Source organism: uncultured Aquabacterium sp. (genome assembly GCF_913773725.1).
Taxonomy (GTDB): Bacteria; Pseudomonadota; Gammaproteobacteria; order Burkholderiales; family Burkholderiaceae_C; genus Aquabacterium.
In genome coordinates, this window is record NZ_CAJYGK010000053.1 from 92,484 (window position 1) to 106,015 (window position 13,532).

The window sequence follows — 13,532 nt, forward strand, 5'->3', positions numbered from 1 at the left end:
GCCCCTGGCCAACCGGCGATGCCCCGGCGTCAGCCCGGGCGCGAGGCGAGGACCGGCGTGGCGCCCGACAGCGCCGGCAGCAGGTGGCGCGGCAGCAGGTGAAAGGCCTCGGGCGGCAGGGGGCGGCTGTAGAAGAAGCCTTGCAGTTCGTCGCAACCCATCTCGCGCAGGATGGTGGCCTGGCCTTCGGTCTCGATGCCCTCGGCCACCAGGTGCAGCCGAAGTGCCTTGGCCATGGCCACGATGGCAGAGGCCATCGCCATGGCGCCGTCGTCCCGGCCCAGGTCCGTCACGAAGGCCCGGTCGATCTTCATCACGTCGATCGGCAGCTGGCGCAGGATGGCCATCGACGAGTAGCCTGTGCCGAAGTCGTCCAGTGCGATCGAGATGCCCCACTGGCGCAGCTCGGCGAGCTGGGCGCGTGCCGCGGCGGTGTCGCCCACCAGCAGGCTTTCGGTCACCTCCAGCTCGAGCGCCTGGGGCGGCACATGGTGGCGCGCCAGGGCATCGCGCACATGGGCGACCAGCGCGCCATCGGCCAGCTGTTGGGGCGAGACATTGACCGACACCCGGCCCAGCAGCAGGCCCTGGTTGCGCCAGGCCGCGATCTGGGCGCAGGCCGCATCCAGCACCCACAGGCCGATCTCGCCGATCAGCCCGCCGGTTTCGGCCACCTCGATGAAGTGGCCCGGATACAGCAGGCCGCGCACCGGGTGCTGCCAGCGGATCAAGGCTTCGGCCGAGTCGATCGCGCCGTCGGCCGGGCGCACGCGGGGCTGGTAGTGCAGCACGAACTCGTTGCGGGCCAGGGCCTGGCGCAGTTCGGCCAGCAGGCTGACGCGTTGGCGGGCGGCCAGGTCCAGCGCGCGCTGGAAGACCTGATGCCGGCCCCGCCCGTCGGCCTTGGCGGCGTACAGCGCGATGTCGGCGCAACGCAGCAGTTCGGCGGCCGTGCGGCCGTGCCCCGGGCTCAGGGCGATGCCCAGGCTGGCGCCCAGCACATGGGTGCTGGTGCCCAGCTCGTAGGGCGCCGAGATGCGGCCGAGTACCGCCTGGGCCACCGCGACGGCATCGTGCTCGTCGGCCTCGGGCAGCACGATGACGAACTCGTCTCCGCCCAGCCGGGACACGAACGTGCCCGGCGGCACCGCCTCGTGCAGGCGCTGGGCCACCAGGCGCAGGATCTGGTCGCCTGCCTGGTGACCACGGCTATCGTTGACGTCCTTGAAGTGATCCAGGTCCATGAACAGCACGGCCAGGCGGGCTGCGGCGCCTGGCGCGTCCAGCAGGCTCTGGAGCCGTTCGTGCAGACCGTCCCGGTTCGGCAGCCCGGTCAGGCTGTCGTGCACGGCGCGGTGCACCAGCTGCTGCTCACGGTCGTCGATGCGGGCGGCCATGTCGTTGAAGGCCCGGGCCAGCACGCCGATCTCGTCGGCGCGGTCCGTCTGCACCCGCGTGCCGCGGCGGCCTTCTGCCACCCGGCGTGCGCCGTCCGTCAGCTCGGCCAGCGGCCTGAGCGTGCGACGCAGCTGCCACAGGCACAGCAGCGCAATGCCCAGCAGCGTCGCAGCGGCCACCAGCCCCAACCACACGCTGAGCGGCTGACCCATCCAGCGCACTTCGGGCTGCGGGCTGCGTTGCTCGAACACCCAGTCGCCGGCGCCGAACTCGGCCCCGAGGAACAGCCGGCTCTCGGTGCGCAGCTGGGGAGCGTCGCTGTCCGTGCGCAGCGCGTCGCCACCGCCCAGCCGGGCCAGTTCCACGCCCCGGGCATCGCGCACCCGCCACAGGCCGTCGTGGCCGGCATCCAGCACCGGCGCCCACAGGTGGTCGGCGCGAAGCTCGCCGATCCAGCGGATCAGGCCGTCCCGGCTCACGGCCAGCAGCACCTGGGGGGCGTGGTCGGCACCGGTGGCCACGCGCAGGCGGACCTCGATGCGGTGGTCGCCGCGCGACTCGGGGATCGGCGGCCGGTTGTAGGGGCCGGCCTGGGCCGTTTCCCAGCGTCGGCCCAGGTCGACGGCCGGGTCGCTGGACCAGGCGGTGCGGCCCCGATCGTCCAGCCACGACAGCCGCTGGAAGACCCGCTCCAGCCCCGGAAGCCAGGCCGCAGCCAGGCCGTCACGGACGGGGTCGGCGGCCGGGGTGGCGGCCAGCAGCGTCTTGCCCGCCAGCAACCGGTCGAACACCTGCCGTGCCGTGCGTCGCGTGGTGTCGGCCCTGGCGCGTTCGTCCAGGGTCTGGGCCACCTCCCGCACCGCGATGTGCGAGATGCCGTCCGACAGCGCCAGGGGCAGCACGGCGGCCAGAAGGAAGAGGGCGAACAGGCGATGGGCCAGCCGCTGGCTCAACAGCGTGCGCAGAGACAGGGGCGTGGACCTTGCCATGGGCTCCGTCAGAAATCGGTGGCCACACCGACGAACTGACCGTCACGGCCCCGAAGCACGTCGTCCAGGCTGTCCTTCTGGGAGATCTGGCTCTTGGTGGCACCGTCCGGGCCCAGGCTGTAGAGGTCGAAGTCGCTGTTGATGGGGTTGAGATCCCGATCCTTGCGTGCGCCACCGCGGCCGTTCGCATCGACGTTGTAGTAGACGTAGGGGCGACCCCAGGGGTCGTTGCGGGCGGCCCCGATGGCGGCCAGGCTGTCCGGAAAGGCGCGGTGATCGTCCCAGTGGCGCTGGATCTGGACGGACAGGGTGGCGATGTCCTGCACGGCGGTGCGGGCGCGCAGACGGTCCTGATGGCTGTTGTAGGCGGGCAGGGCGATGGCAGCCAGCACGCCCAGGAGCGCGACGACGAGCAGGACCTCGATCAACGTGAACCCGCGGGGGGCACGAGCCGGGCGCCGGGCTGAGACCAGGGAAGGGAACATGGGATGTCGGAGATGTCGGAACAGGCGCCTGATGGGATATCGGACACCGCGGGGGGTACTTGAGCCCATGGGGGCAAGCCGCACGGCGCAGACAGCAAAGCAGTATGCTGCCCTCCGCATCCCGCCAACCGCATGGAGACAAGACGTGTTTCAAGGCATCCTGATCCGCAAGGACGAACAAGGCTACCGCGCTGCCCTCGAGTCCATCGACGACGCCCAACTGCCCGATGGGGACGTCACGGTGCGTGTGGCCGCATCGACGTTGAACTACAAGGACGGGCTCGCCATCACCGGCAAATCCCCTGTGGTGCGCCAGTTTCCGCTGGTGCCGGGCATCGACCTGGCGGGCACCGTCGAGACCAGCACGCACGCCGACTGGAAGCCCGGCGATCAGGTGGTGCTCAATGGCTGGGGCGTGGGCGAAACCCACTGGGGTGGCCTGGCCGAGAAGGCCCGGTTGAAGGGCGACTGGCTGGTGCCGCTGCCATCGGCCTTCTCCCCTGAACAGGCGATGGCCATTGGCACAGCGGGCTATACGGCCATGCTGTGCGTGCTGGCGCTGGAGCGCCACGGCGTGACGCCGGACCGCGGCGAGATCGTCGTGACCGGGGCCGCGGGCGGTGTGGGCAGCGTGGCCGTGGCCCTGCTGGCCAGGCTCGGCTACACCGTGGTGGCCGTGACCGGCCGTCCGCAGGAGGCCGACTACCTCAGGACCCTGGGCGCAGCCGAGATCCTCGAGCGCAGCGCGTTCAGCAACCCGGGAAAGCCGCTGGCCAAAGAGCGCTGGGCCGGGGCGGTGGACACCGTGGGCAGCCACACGCTGGCCAATGTGTGTGCCAGCACGAAGTACGGTGGCGTGGTCACCGCCTGCGGTCTGGCCGGCGGCATGGACTTCCCCGCCACGGTGGCGCCCTTCATCCTGCGCGGCGTGACGCTGGCGGGCATCGACAGCGTGATGGCCCCGCGCGAGAAGCGCCTGGAAGCCTGGGCGCGCCTTGGCCGTGATCTCGACCCGGGCAAGCTGGCGCTGATCACCGAGACCATTTCGCTGGCCGACGCCATCCCCACAGCGCAGAAGCTGCTGGACGGCCAGGTGCGCGGCCGTGTCGTCGTGAAGATCGCCTGAATGCACGGCCCTCAAGCGATGTGCCATTGACCTAGGGAGTGTCGGTGGGATGTGCTTTGTCTATGCTGAATCCTGAAGTATGCGAGCCGGCGAACGGGGGGGGTGGTCACTGAGGGCACTCCCTGCGGAGCCGCGCATGGTTGAGCGTGCATTGATGAGGGGAGAGCTCATGAAAGCTGTGATCTGGAGGGTGGCTACGGGAGCCGTGCTGGCTGTGGTGGCTGCGGCTGCAACAGCAGCGGACCCCATAGACGTTGTGATTCCAGCGCCCGTTGACGGGGTCGTGACTGAGTACACACTGTTCGATTTCGCGGCGGTCTCGATCTGGCGGACCAACGCGCAAAAGCAGGATGTGCAGCCGGCCCTGGTGGAAGGCCAGGTGATCACCAAGATCGGCGGCGGCGGCGATTACATTGTTCGCCTCCCCGGTCTGCCTCCCGCCGAGCGCTACATTCGAGACAATGTGACAGTCCGAGTCGCCGCCGACCCGACCCTTCCCGACATTCATCAGATCATCCAGAAGGTGTCGGGCGGATACACACCAGCGGGCACTGGCAATCGGGCGGCGCCTACTCCTGATGAGGTCGTGGCGGGAGAGGTGAGCGACCTGTCCATAGAGGCCACAGTGTTCGACCCGGTAGGGGGGCGCTACCGACTCGTGGATGTCTTCGGCACGATCGCCCAGACTTTGGGGCCCCGCGCCCAGGTGAACATACCGGACCTTTTCGCCGACACGAATCTGGATGGCGAACTTGGGCCTGGTGACCGGCTTTACAGCTTGGTTGATCTGCGCTGGTATCTGTCTGCCCTGCCTACCTTCACTCTGGGCGACACCTTCACCATCGTGGATGGAAGGGTCGAGGAGCTCCCTGGCATGCTATTCAGCAGCATGCCATTTCTTTTTGACGAGGTGCGGGGCTTCTACAGTGATGGCCTGCTGGGTCAGTCGTCCATGTCGCGCGGCGCAGGGGGCGTCGTGGCGGCGGTTCTTGCCCAGCACGGATTGACTCCGCAGGTGCCCGAGCCTTCAGCCGTGATTCTGGCTCTGACCGGCTTGGGTGTGCTGGCACGCCGGCATCGCTGGAGCTCGGGTGACTCAATGGAGCGCTAAGCTGCGGTCCCATGGACCTGACGCACCTGCAGGCTCAGTTGCGCGCGTTTGCCGACGCGCGCGGCTGGCAGCCGTTTCACACCCCCAAGAACCTGTCGACCGCGCTGATGGTCGAGGCGGCCGAGCTGGCCGAGATCTTCCAGTGGATGACACCGGAAGAATCGGCCCACGCGGCCGACGACCCGGCCACGCGCCAGCACATCGGCGAGGAGATGGCTGACGTGATGCTCTACCTCGTGCAGATCGCGATGCAGACCGGCATCGACCTGGAGGCGGCCGTGCAGGACAAGCTGGTGAAGAATGCGGTCAAGTACCCCGCGCCCACCTGAGCGCGCCCTGACTTGACCCGGGGGTGCTGGCTTTCCCGGTTGAAGCGGCTGCGTCGCCGGCGCACAGTGGGCGCATGACCCTTGCTGCGCCCCCCACTGCCACCTTCCACCACATGCGCGACGGCACGCCCGAAGACTGGGCCGTGATCGCGCGCGAGTTCGGCGCCTACGCCCGCGAGCTGCCCGGCCGCGTGCTGACGCACCTGAAGCTGCTCGATGGCGACTTCGGCGGCTTCCCGGTTGACCGGCTCACGCACTGCCTGCAGACGGCCACGCTGGCCCACCGCGATGGGCAGGACGAGGAGTACGTGGTGTGCGCGCTGCTGCACGACATCGGCGACACGCTGGGCAGCTACAACCATGCGGACGTGGCGGCCGTCATCCTGCAGCCCTTCGTGAGCGAGGAAAACCACTGGATGGTGGCCCACCACGGCATCTTCCAGGGCTACTACTTTTTCCACCACCTGGGCATGGACCGCAATCTGCGCGAGCGCTTCAAGGACCAGACCGAGCTCTACCGCCGCACCGCGCATTTCTGCGAGCGCTACGACGCGGCGGCCTTCGACCCCGAGGCCGAGACGCTGCCCCTCGAGTTCTTCGAGCCCATGGTGCGGCGCGTGTTCGCGGCGCCGAAGCGCAGCCTGTATCAGCGCGCACTCGAAAGCTGAGCCTGCCCGCGCCTCGTCCTGAGGCGGGTGGAAGCTCGGCAGGCATCCGGTTTGCCGGACGACGGGATCCTGAACCCTTCAGAGGAGCCGTCATGTCCCTGTCCCCTCTCACGCGTGGATCCGTGCGCGGATCCGTCCCGGTCGCCCGCCTGCACGATGCGGCAGCCGCCCTTCAGCCGGCGGCGCGGTCGGTACGCCGTGCGGCTGCGCGGCCGTCCACCTGGGCTGTGGCGCTGGGGGCCATGGCCGCCCTGGGAGCCAGCGCCTGGTACGTGAACCGCCAGCGCACGCGGGTGGAAGCCGAGAACCCGCCGACCGGGCACTTCGTCGAAGTGGACGGTGTGCGCCTGCACTACACCCGGCATGGCGACCCGGCTGCGCCGCCGCTGGTGCTGCTGCACGGCATGGGCATGATGGGTCAGGAGATGGAGATGAGCGGGCTGGTGGAGCGCGCCGCTCGGCAGTATCACGTGTTCGTGTTCGACCGCCCGGGCTACGGGCACAGCACCCGCCCGTCCGGCCGCCTTTACACACCCGATGAGCAGGCCCGGCTGTTCTTGCAGGCGCTGACCTTGCTGGGCGTGCACCGTCCCGTGGTGCTCGCCCATTCCTGGGCCACGCTGGTGGCGGTGGCCATGGCGGAGCAGGCGCCGAGCGAGCTCAAGGGCCTGGTGCTGGTGGGCGGCTACTACACGCCCGCGCCACGCTTCGACGTGCTGATCAACAGCTTGCCGGCCCTGCCCTTGCTGGGGCCGCTGATGGCGAACACCTTGTCGCCGCTGTTGTCGCGGGCGATCTGGGGGCCGACGATGTGGCGCGTGTTCTCACCCGGCGACAGCGCGGTGCGTCGGGATTTCAACGCGCGCTACCCGAAGTGGATGACGTTGCGCCCGCTGTCGATCCAGACCGCGGCAGCCGAGGCCGCGATGCTGATCCCGTCGTCTGTCGTGCAGCGTGCGCGGCACAGCCGCCTTCAAGTGCCCGTGGTGCTGGTGGCGGGGGAACACGACCGGCTCATCACCTCCGGCTGGCATTCAAAGCGCGTGCAGGACCGCCTGCCGCAGTCCCGGCTGCACATCGTGCCGGGGGCCGGCCACATGGTGCATCACACCGATCCCGATGCCGTGTTCGACGCCGTGCGCGAGGTGTCGTCGCTGGTCACGCCCGACACGCCGGTGGACCTGGCCGCGCCCGCCCGTGTGGCCCCCGAAGACATCGGCTTGCAGCCGGCCGCCTGAGCGGAGGTGCGATGATCGCGGCATGAGCATCGTCGTCTACTGGTTGAGCGAGCAAGGCCCGGGCGTGCAGGGCTTTGCGGATGGGGAACTGTCCGAGGCGCTGGCCTTTGCCGAAGCGCAGCGCAAGGCGCGCAGTGCCGAGGGCCAGCCCCTGCACCGCCACGTGGTCATCAGCACCGAGCTGGGCGACCACGTCGGCCTCGCGGGCGTCAGCGACGAACGCCCGGCCGACTACAGCTGGACCAAATCGCACCGGGGCGGCCCGCCCGACAAGGGCAATCCGCCGAAGACCCTGGCTTGATCGCCGGGCGTCAGCGCACCGTCACATCCACCACGGGCGCCTGCGTCCACGCCACCAGGTCGGCCAGCGTCAGCTTGAAGACCGCGTTGGGGTGGCCGGCCGCCGCCCAGATCACATCGAAGCGGCCCAGCTCTTCATCGAGCAGCACCACCGGCGGTTCGACATGCCCCAGCGGCGACACCCCACCGATCGTGAAGCCCGTGCGCGCCTTCACGAACTCGGCATTCGCGCGGCCCAGCGACTGGCCCGCACCGCACACCAGCGCCTGCACCTTGTGCTCGTCGACCCGGCGGTCGCCGCTGGTCACGACCAGCACGGCGCGGTCATCAGGCTTGAGGCGAAAGATGATGCTCTTGGCGATCTGACCCAGCGACACGCCCAGCGCATCGGCCGCCTGCTGCGCGGTGTGCGCGGCGTCGTCGAGCGCGATCGGCAGATGGGGGTGGCCCAGGGTTTCAAGCAGCGTGCACACGCGGCGCACGCTGTCGGACAGGGGTTTGACTTCGGCTCCACACATGCGGGGGATTATCGCTGCCAGCACTTCGGCTAGGATGGCTGCGGGCTGCGCCACATTGCGCGGTCACGTCGCTCGGACGGTTCCGGGCGCTCACGTGAAAGACCACACCATGTCCTCTCTGACGGGCAAGCGCCGCTTTGCGCGCATCGACCGCCTTCCCCCCTACGTCTTCAACATCACGGCCGAACTCAAGCTGGCCGCCCGCCGCCGCGGGGAAGACATCATCGACATGAGCATGGGCAACCCCGACGGGGCCACGCCAATGCACATCGTCGCCAAGCTCACCGAAGTGGCCCAGCGGCCCGACACCCACGGCTACTCGGCCTCGAAGGGCATCCCGCGTCTGCGCCGCGCGATCTCGCACTGGTACAAGGACCGCTACGACGTCGACATCGATGCCGACAAGGAGGCCATCGTCACCATCGGCTCGAAAGAAGGCCTGGCGCACCTGATGCTGGCGACGCTGGACCGCGGCGACACCGTGCTCGTGCCCGACCCGTCGTACCCCATTCACATCTATGGCGCCGTGATCGCCGGGGCCGACATCCGCTCGGTGCCGCTGGTGCCGGGCGTGGACTTCTTTGCCGAACTGGAAAAGGCCATCCGCGGCAGCTACCCCAAGCCGAAGATGATGATCCTCGGCTTCCCATCCAATCCGACGGCGCAGTGCGTGGAGCTGGATTTCTTCGAGCGCGTGGTGGCGCTGGCGAAGAAGCACGACATCTTCGTCGTGCACGACCTGGCCTATGCCGACATCGTCTACGACGGCTGGACGGCCCCGTCGATCATGCAGGTGCCCGGCGCCAAGGACATCGCGGTCGAGTTCTTCACGCTCAGCAAGAGCTACAACATGGCGGGCTGGCGCATCGGCTTCATGGTCGGCAACCCGGATCTGGTGGCCGCACTGGCTCGCATCAAGAGCTACCACGACTACGGCACCTTCACGCCGCTGCAGGTGGCTGCCATTGCCGCGCTGGAAGGCGATCAGCAGTGCGTGAAGGACATCGCCGCGCAGTACCAGAAGCGCCGCGACGTGCTGGTCAAGGGGCTGCACGAGGCGGGCTGGATGGTCGACAAGCCGAAGGCTTCGATGTACATCTGGGCGAAGATCCCCGAGGCCTACCAGCACCTGGGCTCGATCGAGTTCGCGCGCCAGATGCTGGAGAAGGCCAAGGTGTGCGTGTCACCCGGCATCGGCTTCGGTGACCACGGCGACGACCATGTGCGGTTTGCGCTGATCGAAAACGAATCGCGCATCCGCCAGGCCATCCGTGGCATCAAGACGATGTTCAAGGCCGACGGGGTGACGCCGGCCTGACCTCGCGCCAGGCCGGCGTGTGCGGGCTCAGAGGCCCGCGTTCTTCAGCCGGTTGGCGTGCTGACGGAACACCTCGACCGGGTTGGTCTCGAACAGGCTGACCAGGCCCAGCACCTGGTTGACCTCGTCGAGGTGGTTCATGCGGTAGTCGGTGCGGATGACCTTGCCCAGGTTCATCGAGCACGCGGCCACCAGGCCGTCGTTCGGTTCGCCCTTGAAGAGCAGGCCCGTGGCGGCCAACAGCGGGTCGCTGATGTCGAGCGGGTTGGTGAGCGTGCGGTTGCCGCCCCACGAGTAGTAGCGGACGCCCTTGACCACGTGCTCGCCGTCGCCGCAGCCGCTGGTGGGCACACCGGCGGGGAAGCGCTGGTTGAACTTCGCGCTGCCGGCGGTGCTGAGCGACACCAGTGCGGCGCCCGAATCACGCGGCAGCGCAGGCTGGCCGGCAAGCTTTTCGATCAGGGCGACCAGCGTGCTGTCCACTGCACCGGCCAGGGTCCCGTTCAAGGGCGAGCCGTCCGGGGCGATCTTGAGCAGCGCATCGGCCACGGCCGAGCCGCGGTTCACGCCGCCGATGCTGGTGACGGACGCGACGATCTCCGGAGCGACCCCCGCCACGTAGCGCGTGGTCGGGCCGCCGTGGCTGTGGCCGATCAGGTTGACCTTCTTCGCACCCGAGATCGCGAGGATCTCGCGCACCTGCGTCAGCAGCTGCTCGCCGCGCACCTCGGTCGAGTTGGCGGCCGACACCTTGGCCACGTAGACCTGGGCACCGCCCGCACGCAGGGCCTGCGGGATCTTGTACCAATAGTCGAGCGAGCCGGCCAGCGAGTCGAAGCCGAACAGGCCATGCACCAGCACGACCGGGTAACGCGTCTGCGTGTAGGTGCCCGTCTGCGCCTGGGCGGGCGCCATGGCGGTCAGGGTGCCGGTGGCGATGGTCAGGGCGGCCACCACGCGGGTCAGGGTGCGCTTCATCATCAGGGTTGTCTCCTCTTCGGGGTCAGGGCTCGTAGGCAGCCAGGCGGAGCTGTTCCGTCTCGCTGAACTGCGCGGCCTTGTGGGCGGCCGCTTCTTGGGGATCGTGTTGCAGCAGGTGGCGGTAGCGCTGCACGCGGGCCTGCCAGGCGGCTTCGGCGTCATCGAGTGCGGCCAGGCGGGCCGCGGCTTCCGGGCCGACCAGGCGGGTGCGGATGGCCTGCACCTCGGCGGCATCGGCACCGCGGGCGCGGGCGGCCTCCACGGCCTCGCGCACCGTCTGGTGCAGCAGCGGGGCGGCTTCCGTCTCGCGCTGGGCTGGCGTCAGGCGGGCCTGCAGGTCCGTGAGTCGACGGCTGCGCTCGCCGGCGCTCAGCGTGCTGTCCTGCTGGATGCGCAGACGAGCCAGCGCCAGGTCGTCGTCGGCATCGTCCTGGGCAAACAAGGCCTGCACCTGGGCGGGGGTGAAGTGGCGGGCCCGCACGGCGCGCACGGCCTGCACCTGACGGCTCAGGCTCTCGGCCTCGAGCGAGCCACTCGGCAGCGCGGGCAGGCGGGCCAGTTCGGCCTTGAAGGCCACATAGGCCTTCCACAGGCTCATGGCCTGAGCCTGCGCCTCGGCGTTCAGTTCGCCGGCCAGGTCCCTGCGCACGTCGGCGTCGATGGCTTCGAGCGGCCGTTCGCCATACGTGGTCAGCCAGTAATCGAAGCGGCGCAGCAGCTCGGGGCTCAGCCTCAGTTGGCCGCCACCTGCGTGCACCTGGCCATCGGGCTCGGTGCCCGCGAGGCTGGGGGCCAGCCAGGGCGTCTCGGCCGCACCGGGGCTGGCGTGGCCGGCCGTGTCGTCAGGCCGTGCGGCGTGCCATGCCAGCATCGCGGCGCCACTCAGCACCACGGTGGCCCAGAGCCACGGCAGGCGGTGTCGACGAGCGGGTGTCAGGTGCACGGCGGGATGGACGGAGGGCATGCGGGTGTGGGCGTGGTACGGTGCGTCACCGGCTATTCAGCCCCAGGCGGGCGCCCCCGCACATCAGGCAAAGTCCCTGGATCCGGGGCGCTTGGCACCAGGTTTTGGTGCATGCTGGCGTGATCGGCAGAAAAAAGACGAGGTGGGTTGAATGAAGATCGATAAGGTGGCGCTGGTGGGACGGCATGTGCGGCTGGAGCCGCTGGTGGCCTCTCACCTGCCCGGTCTTGCGCTGGCGATCGAAGACGGGCGTTTGTGGGAACTGCCCTTCACCTTTGTGCCGCCCCCGGCGGAGGTGGCGGGCCTGCTGGCAAACGCCGAGGCGGCGTTCGCCGCAGGGCGCGAACTGGCCTTTGCCACGGTGGACGCGGCCACAGGCCGTGTGGTGGGCAGCACGCGCTTTCGCAACATCGAGGCGGCCCACCGCCGCGTCGAGATCGGCTTCACGTTCCTGGCCGCGTCGGCCCAGCGCACGGCGATCAACACCGAGGCAAAGTGCCTGATGCTGACCCACGCCTTCGAGGTGTGGGGCTGCAACCGGGTCGAACTCCTGACCGACGAGCGCAACACGCGGTCGCGTCAGGCCATCGCGCGGCTGGGCGCGGTTCAGGAAGGGCTGCTGCGCAGCCACATGGTCATGCGCGACGGCTTTGTGCGCAACTCGGTGATCTTCAGCATCACCGCCGCCGAGTGGCCGCAGGTCAAGGCCGGCCTGGAAGCGAAGATGGCACTCAGGTCATGAGCCCGGGCAGCAGGCGCACGACCAGCCCGGCTGCCGCCGACACCAGCACCACCTTGATCACGCTGGTCTGAAAGCGGATCAACGCCACGGCCGCCAGCACCCCGATGACCGCGGCGGGCCATTCGAACGGGCCCGACCAGCCTGCCGGCCACAGCACGTGCCACCCAAAGAACAGCGCCAGGTTCACGATGACGCCGACGACCGCGGCGGTGATGCCGGTCAGCGGCGCGGTGAAGGCGAGCTTGCCGTGCGTGGACTCGATGAAGGGCGCGCCGAGGAAGATGAAGCAGAACGACGGCAGGAAGGTGAACAGCGTGACCACGCAGGCGGCCGCGATGCCGGCCAGCGGCAGGGCGTCGGGGCCGAACAGGGCGTGGGTCCAGCCGCCGACGAAGCCGACGTAGGACACCACCATGATGAGCGGCCCCGGCGTGGTCTCGCCCAACGCCAGGCCATCGATCATCTGCCCGGCGGTGAGCCATTGGAAGTGGTCGACCGCACCCTGATAGACGTAAGGCAGCACCGCATACGCACCGCCGAAGGTCAGCAGCGCTGCCTTGGTGAAGAACCAGGCCATCTGCGTGAGCACGGCCTGCCAGCCGAGCAGCAGCGTCAGCGCGCCCATGCCGAGGGCCCACAGGCCGAGGCCTGCCGCCAGCACCCGCGCAAAGCGCGCCCAGGTGAAGCGGGCATGGCTCGGCACGGGCGTCGTGTCGTCGATGACGGCCGGTGCGTGAGGCCCACCGGCCTGTCCGTGGCCCGCGCTGGCGGTGAAGGCGGCGGGGGCCACCCGCCCGCCCAGGTGGCCGATCAGGCCAGCCGCGATCACGATCAGGGGGAAAGGCAGGCCGGCGGCGAAGATGGCGACGAAGGCCGCGGCCGCGATGCCCCACAACCAGGCGTTGCGCAGGGTGCGTTTGCCGATGCGCACCGCGGCCGAGACCACGATGGCGGTGACGGCCGGCTTGATGCCGTACAGGGCTGCGGCCACCGCCGGCACATGCCCCCACGCCAGGTAGACCCACGACAGCGCGATCAGGATCAGCAAGGACGGCAGCACGAAGAGCCCGCCTGCGACGAGGCCGCCCCAGGTGCGGTGCATCAGCCAGCCGATGTAGGTTGCGAGCTGCTGGGCCTCGGGGCCGGGCAGCACCATGCAGTAGTTCAGTGCATGCAGAAAGCGCCGCTCGGAGATCCAGCGCCGGCGCTCCACCAGGTCGTCGTGCATCAGCGCGATCTGGCCCGCCGGGCCACCGAAGCTCAGAAATCCCAGCCGCAGCCAGTAGGCCACGGCTTCGCGGAAGGTGGGTGGAGCGGGTGGTGTGGCGGGCGGCATGGGCGTCATACGCCGCCATTGTCGTCCCG

The 13,532-nt window shown here is 69.3% G+C and carries 14 protein-coding genes; 8 read left to right on the top strand and 6 right to left on the bottom strand.

Features of this window, described 5'->3' with window-relative positions; genetic code table 11:
* Positions 1-29: 29 nt before the first annotated feature.
* Together QZ709_RS06280 and QZ709_RS06285 are read right to left on the bottom strand one after the other, a co-directional pair.
* The gene (locus QZ709_RS06280) at positions 30-2,387 is read right to left on the bottom strand and encodes an EAL domain-containing protein (RefSeq protein WP_294636401.1); all 2,358 of its coding nucleotides are present in this window, start codon (positions 2,385-2,387) and stop codon (positions 30-32) included.
* An 8-nt stretch (positions 2,388-2,395) separates the two neighbouring features.
* Positions 2,396-2,872 carry a prepilin-type N-terminal cleavage/methylation domain-containing protein gene (locus tag QZ709_RS06285; protein WP_294636402.1) on the bottom strand — a complete coding sequence of 159 codons (477 nt, stop codon included), beginning with the start codon at positions 2,870-2,872 and terminating at the stop codon, positions 2,396-2,398.
* Positions 2,873-3,017: 145 nt separating this feature from the next.
* On the opposite strand from QZ709_RS06285, the gene QZ709_RS06290 reads away from it, so the two are divergent.
* From QZ709_RS06290 to QZ709_RS06315, 6 genes are all read left to right on the top strand, one after another.
* The gene (locus QZ709_RS06290; RefSeq protein WP_294636403.1) at positions 3,018-3,998 is read left to right on the top strand and encodes an MDR family oxidoreductase; all 981 of its coding nucleotides are present in this window, start codon (positions 3,018-3,020) and stop codon (positions 3,996-3,998) included.
* 136 nt (positions 3,999-4,134) lie between these two features.
* Positions 4,135-5,109 carry a hypothetical protein gene (locus QZ709_RS06295; RefSeq protein WP_294636404.1) on the top strand — a complete coding sequence of 325 codons (975 nt, stop codon included), beginning with the start codon at positions 4,135-4,137 and terminating at the stop codon, positions 5,107-5,109.
* Positions 5,110-5,120: 11 nt separating this feature from the next.
* The gene (locus tag QZ709_RS06300) at positions 5,121-5,438 is read left to right on the top strand and encodes a nucleotide pyrophosphohydrolase (RefSeq protein WP_294636405.1); all 318 of its coding nucleotides are present in this window, start codon (positions 5,121-5,123) and stop codon (positions 5,436-5,438) included.
* Between the two features lie 74 nt (positions 5,439-5,512).
* Positions 5,513-6,106 (top strand): HD domain-containing protein, encoded by a 594-nt coding sequence (locus tag QZ709_RS06305; RefSeq protein ID WP_294636406.1) that lies wholly within the window; start codon positions 5,513-5,515, stop codon positions 6,104-6,106.
* A 92-nt stretch (positions 6,107-6,198) separates the two neighbouring features.
* A complete protein-coding gene (locus QZ709_RS06310; protein WP_294636407.1) occupies positions 6,199-7,344 on the top strand; it encodes an alpha/beta hydrolase in 1,146 nt (381 codons plus the stop codon).
* 22 nt (positions 7,345-7,366) lie between these two features.
* Positions 7,367-7,645, top strand: coding sequence for a hypothetical protein (locus tag QZ709_RS06315; protein WP_294636408.1), 279 nt, complete (start codon positions 7,367-7,369; stop codon positions 7,643-7,645).
* Between the two features lie 10 nt (positions 7,646-7,655).
* On the opposite strand, the gene QZ709_RS06320 is transcribed toward QZ709_RS06315, so the two are convergent.
* A complete protein-coding gene (locus tag QZ709_RS06320) occupies positions 7,656-8,162 on the bottom strand; it encodes a YbaK/EbsC family protein (protein WP_294636409.1) in 507 nt (168 codons plus the stop codon).
* A 109-nt stretch (positions 8,163-8,271) separates the two neighbouring features.
* Here QZ709_RS06320 and alaC point away from each other — a divergent pair, with 109 nt between their 5' ends.
* Complete coding sequence (gene alaC / locus QZ709_RS06325; protein ID WP_294636411.1) at positions 8,272-9,480, top strand: alanine transaminase; 1,209 nt, start codon at positions 8,272-8,274, stop codon at positions 9,478-9,480.
* A 27-nt stretch (positions 9,481-9,507) separates the two neighbouring features.
* Here alaC and QZ709_RS06330 read toward each other — a convergent pair whose 3' ends face one another.
* Positions 9,508-10,458 (bottom strand): triacylglycerol lipase, encoded by a 951-nt coding sequence (locus QZ709_RS06330; protein ID WP_294636493.1) that lies wholly within the window; start codon positions 10,456-10,458, stop codon positions 9,508-9,510.
* A gap of 25 nt (positions 10,459-10,483) precedes the next feature.
* Positions 10,484-11,425, bottom strand: a complete 942-nt coding sequence (locus QZ709_RS06335) for a lipase secretion chaperone (protein ID WP_294636412.1) — start codon at positions 11,423-11,425, stop codon at positions 10,484-10,486.
* Between the two features lie 151 nt (positions 11,426-11,576).
* On the opposite strand from QZ709_RS06335, the gene QZ709_RS06340 reads away from it, so the two are divergent.
* On the top strand, positions 11,577-12,167 hold the full coding sequence (locus QZ709_RS06340; RefSeq protein WP_294636413.1) for a GNAT family protein: 591 nt from the start codon (positions 11,577-11,579) through the stop codon (positions 12,165-12,167).
* Here the strand turns inward: QZ709_RS06340 and chrA are convergent.
* Positions 12,157-13,503: a chromate efflux transporter gene (gene chrA, locus QZ709_RS06345; protein ID WP_294636494.1), complete on the bottom strand. Its 1,347-nt coding sequence runs from the start codon at positions 13,501-13,503 to the stop codon at positions 12,157-12,159. The genes QZ709_RS06340 and chrA overlap by 11 nt on opposite strands.
* Positions 13,504-13,532 lie beyond the last annotated feature (29 nt).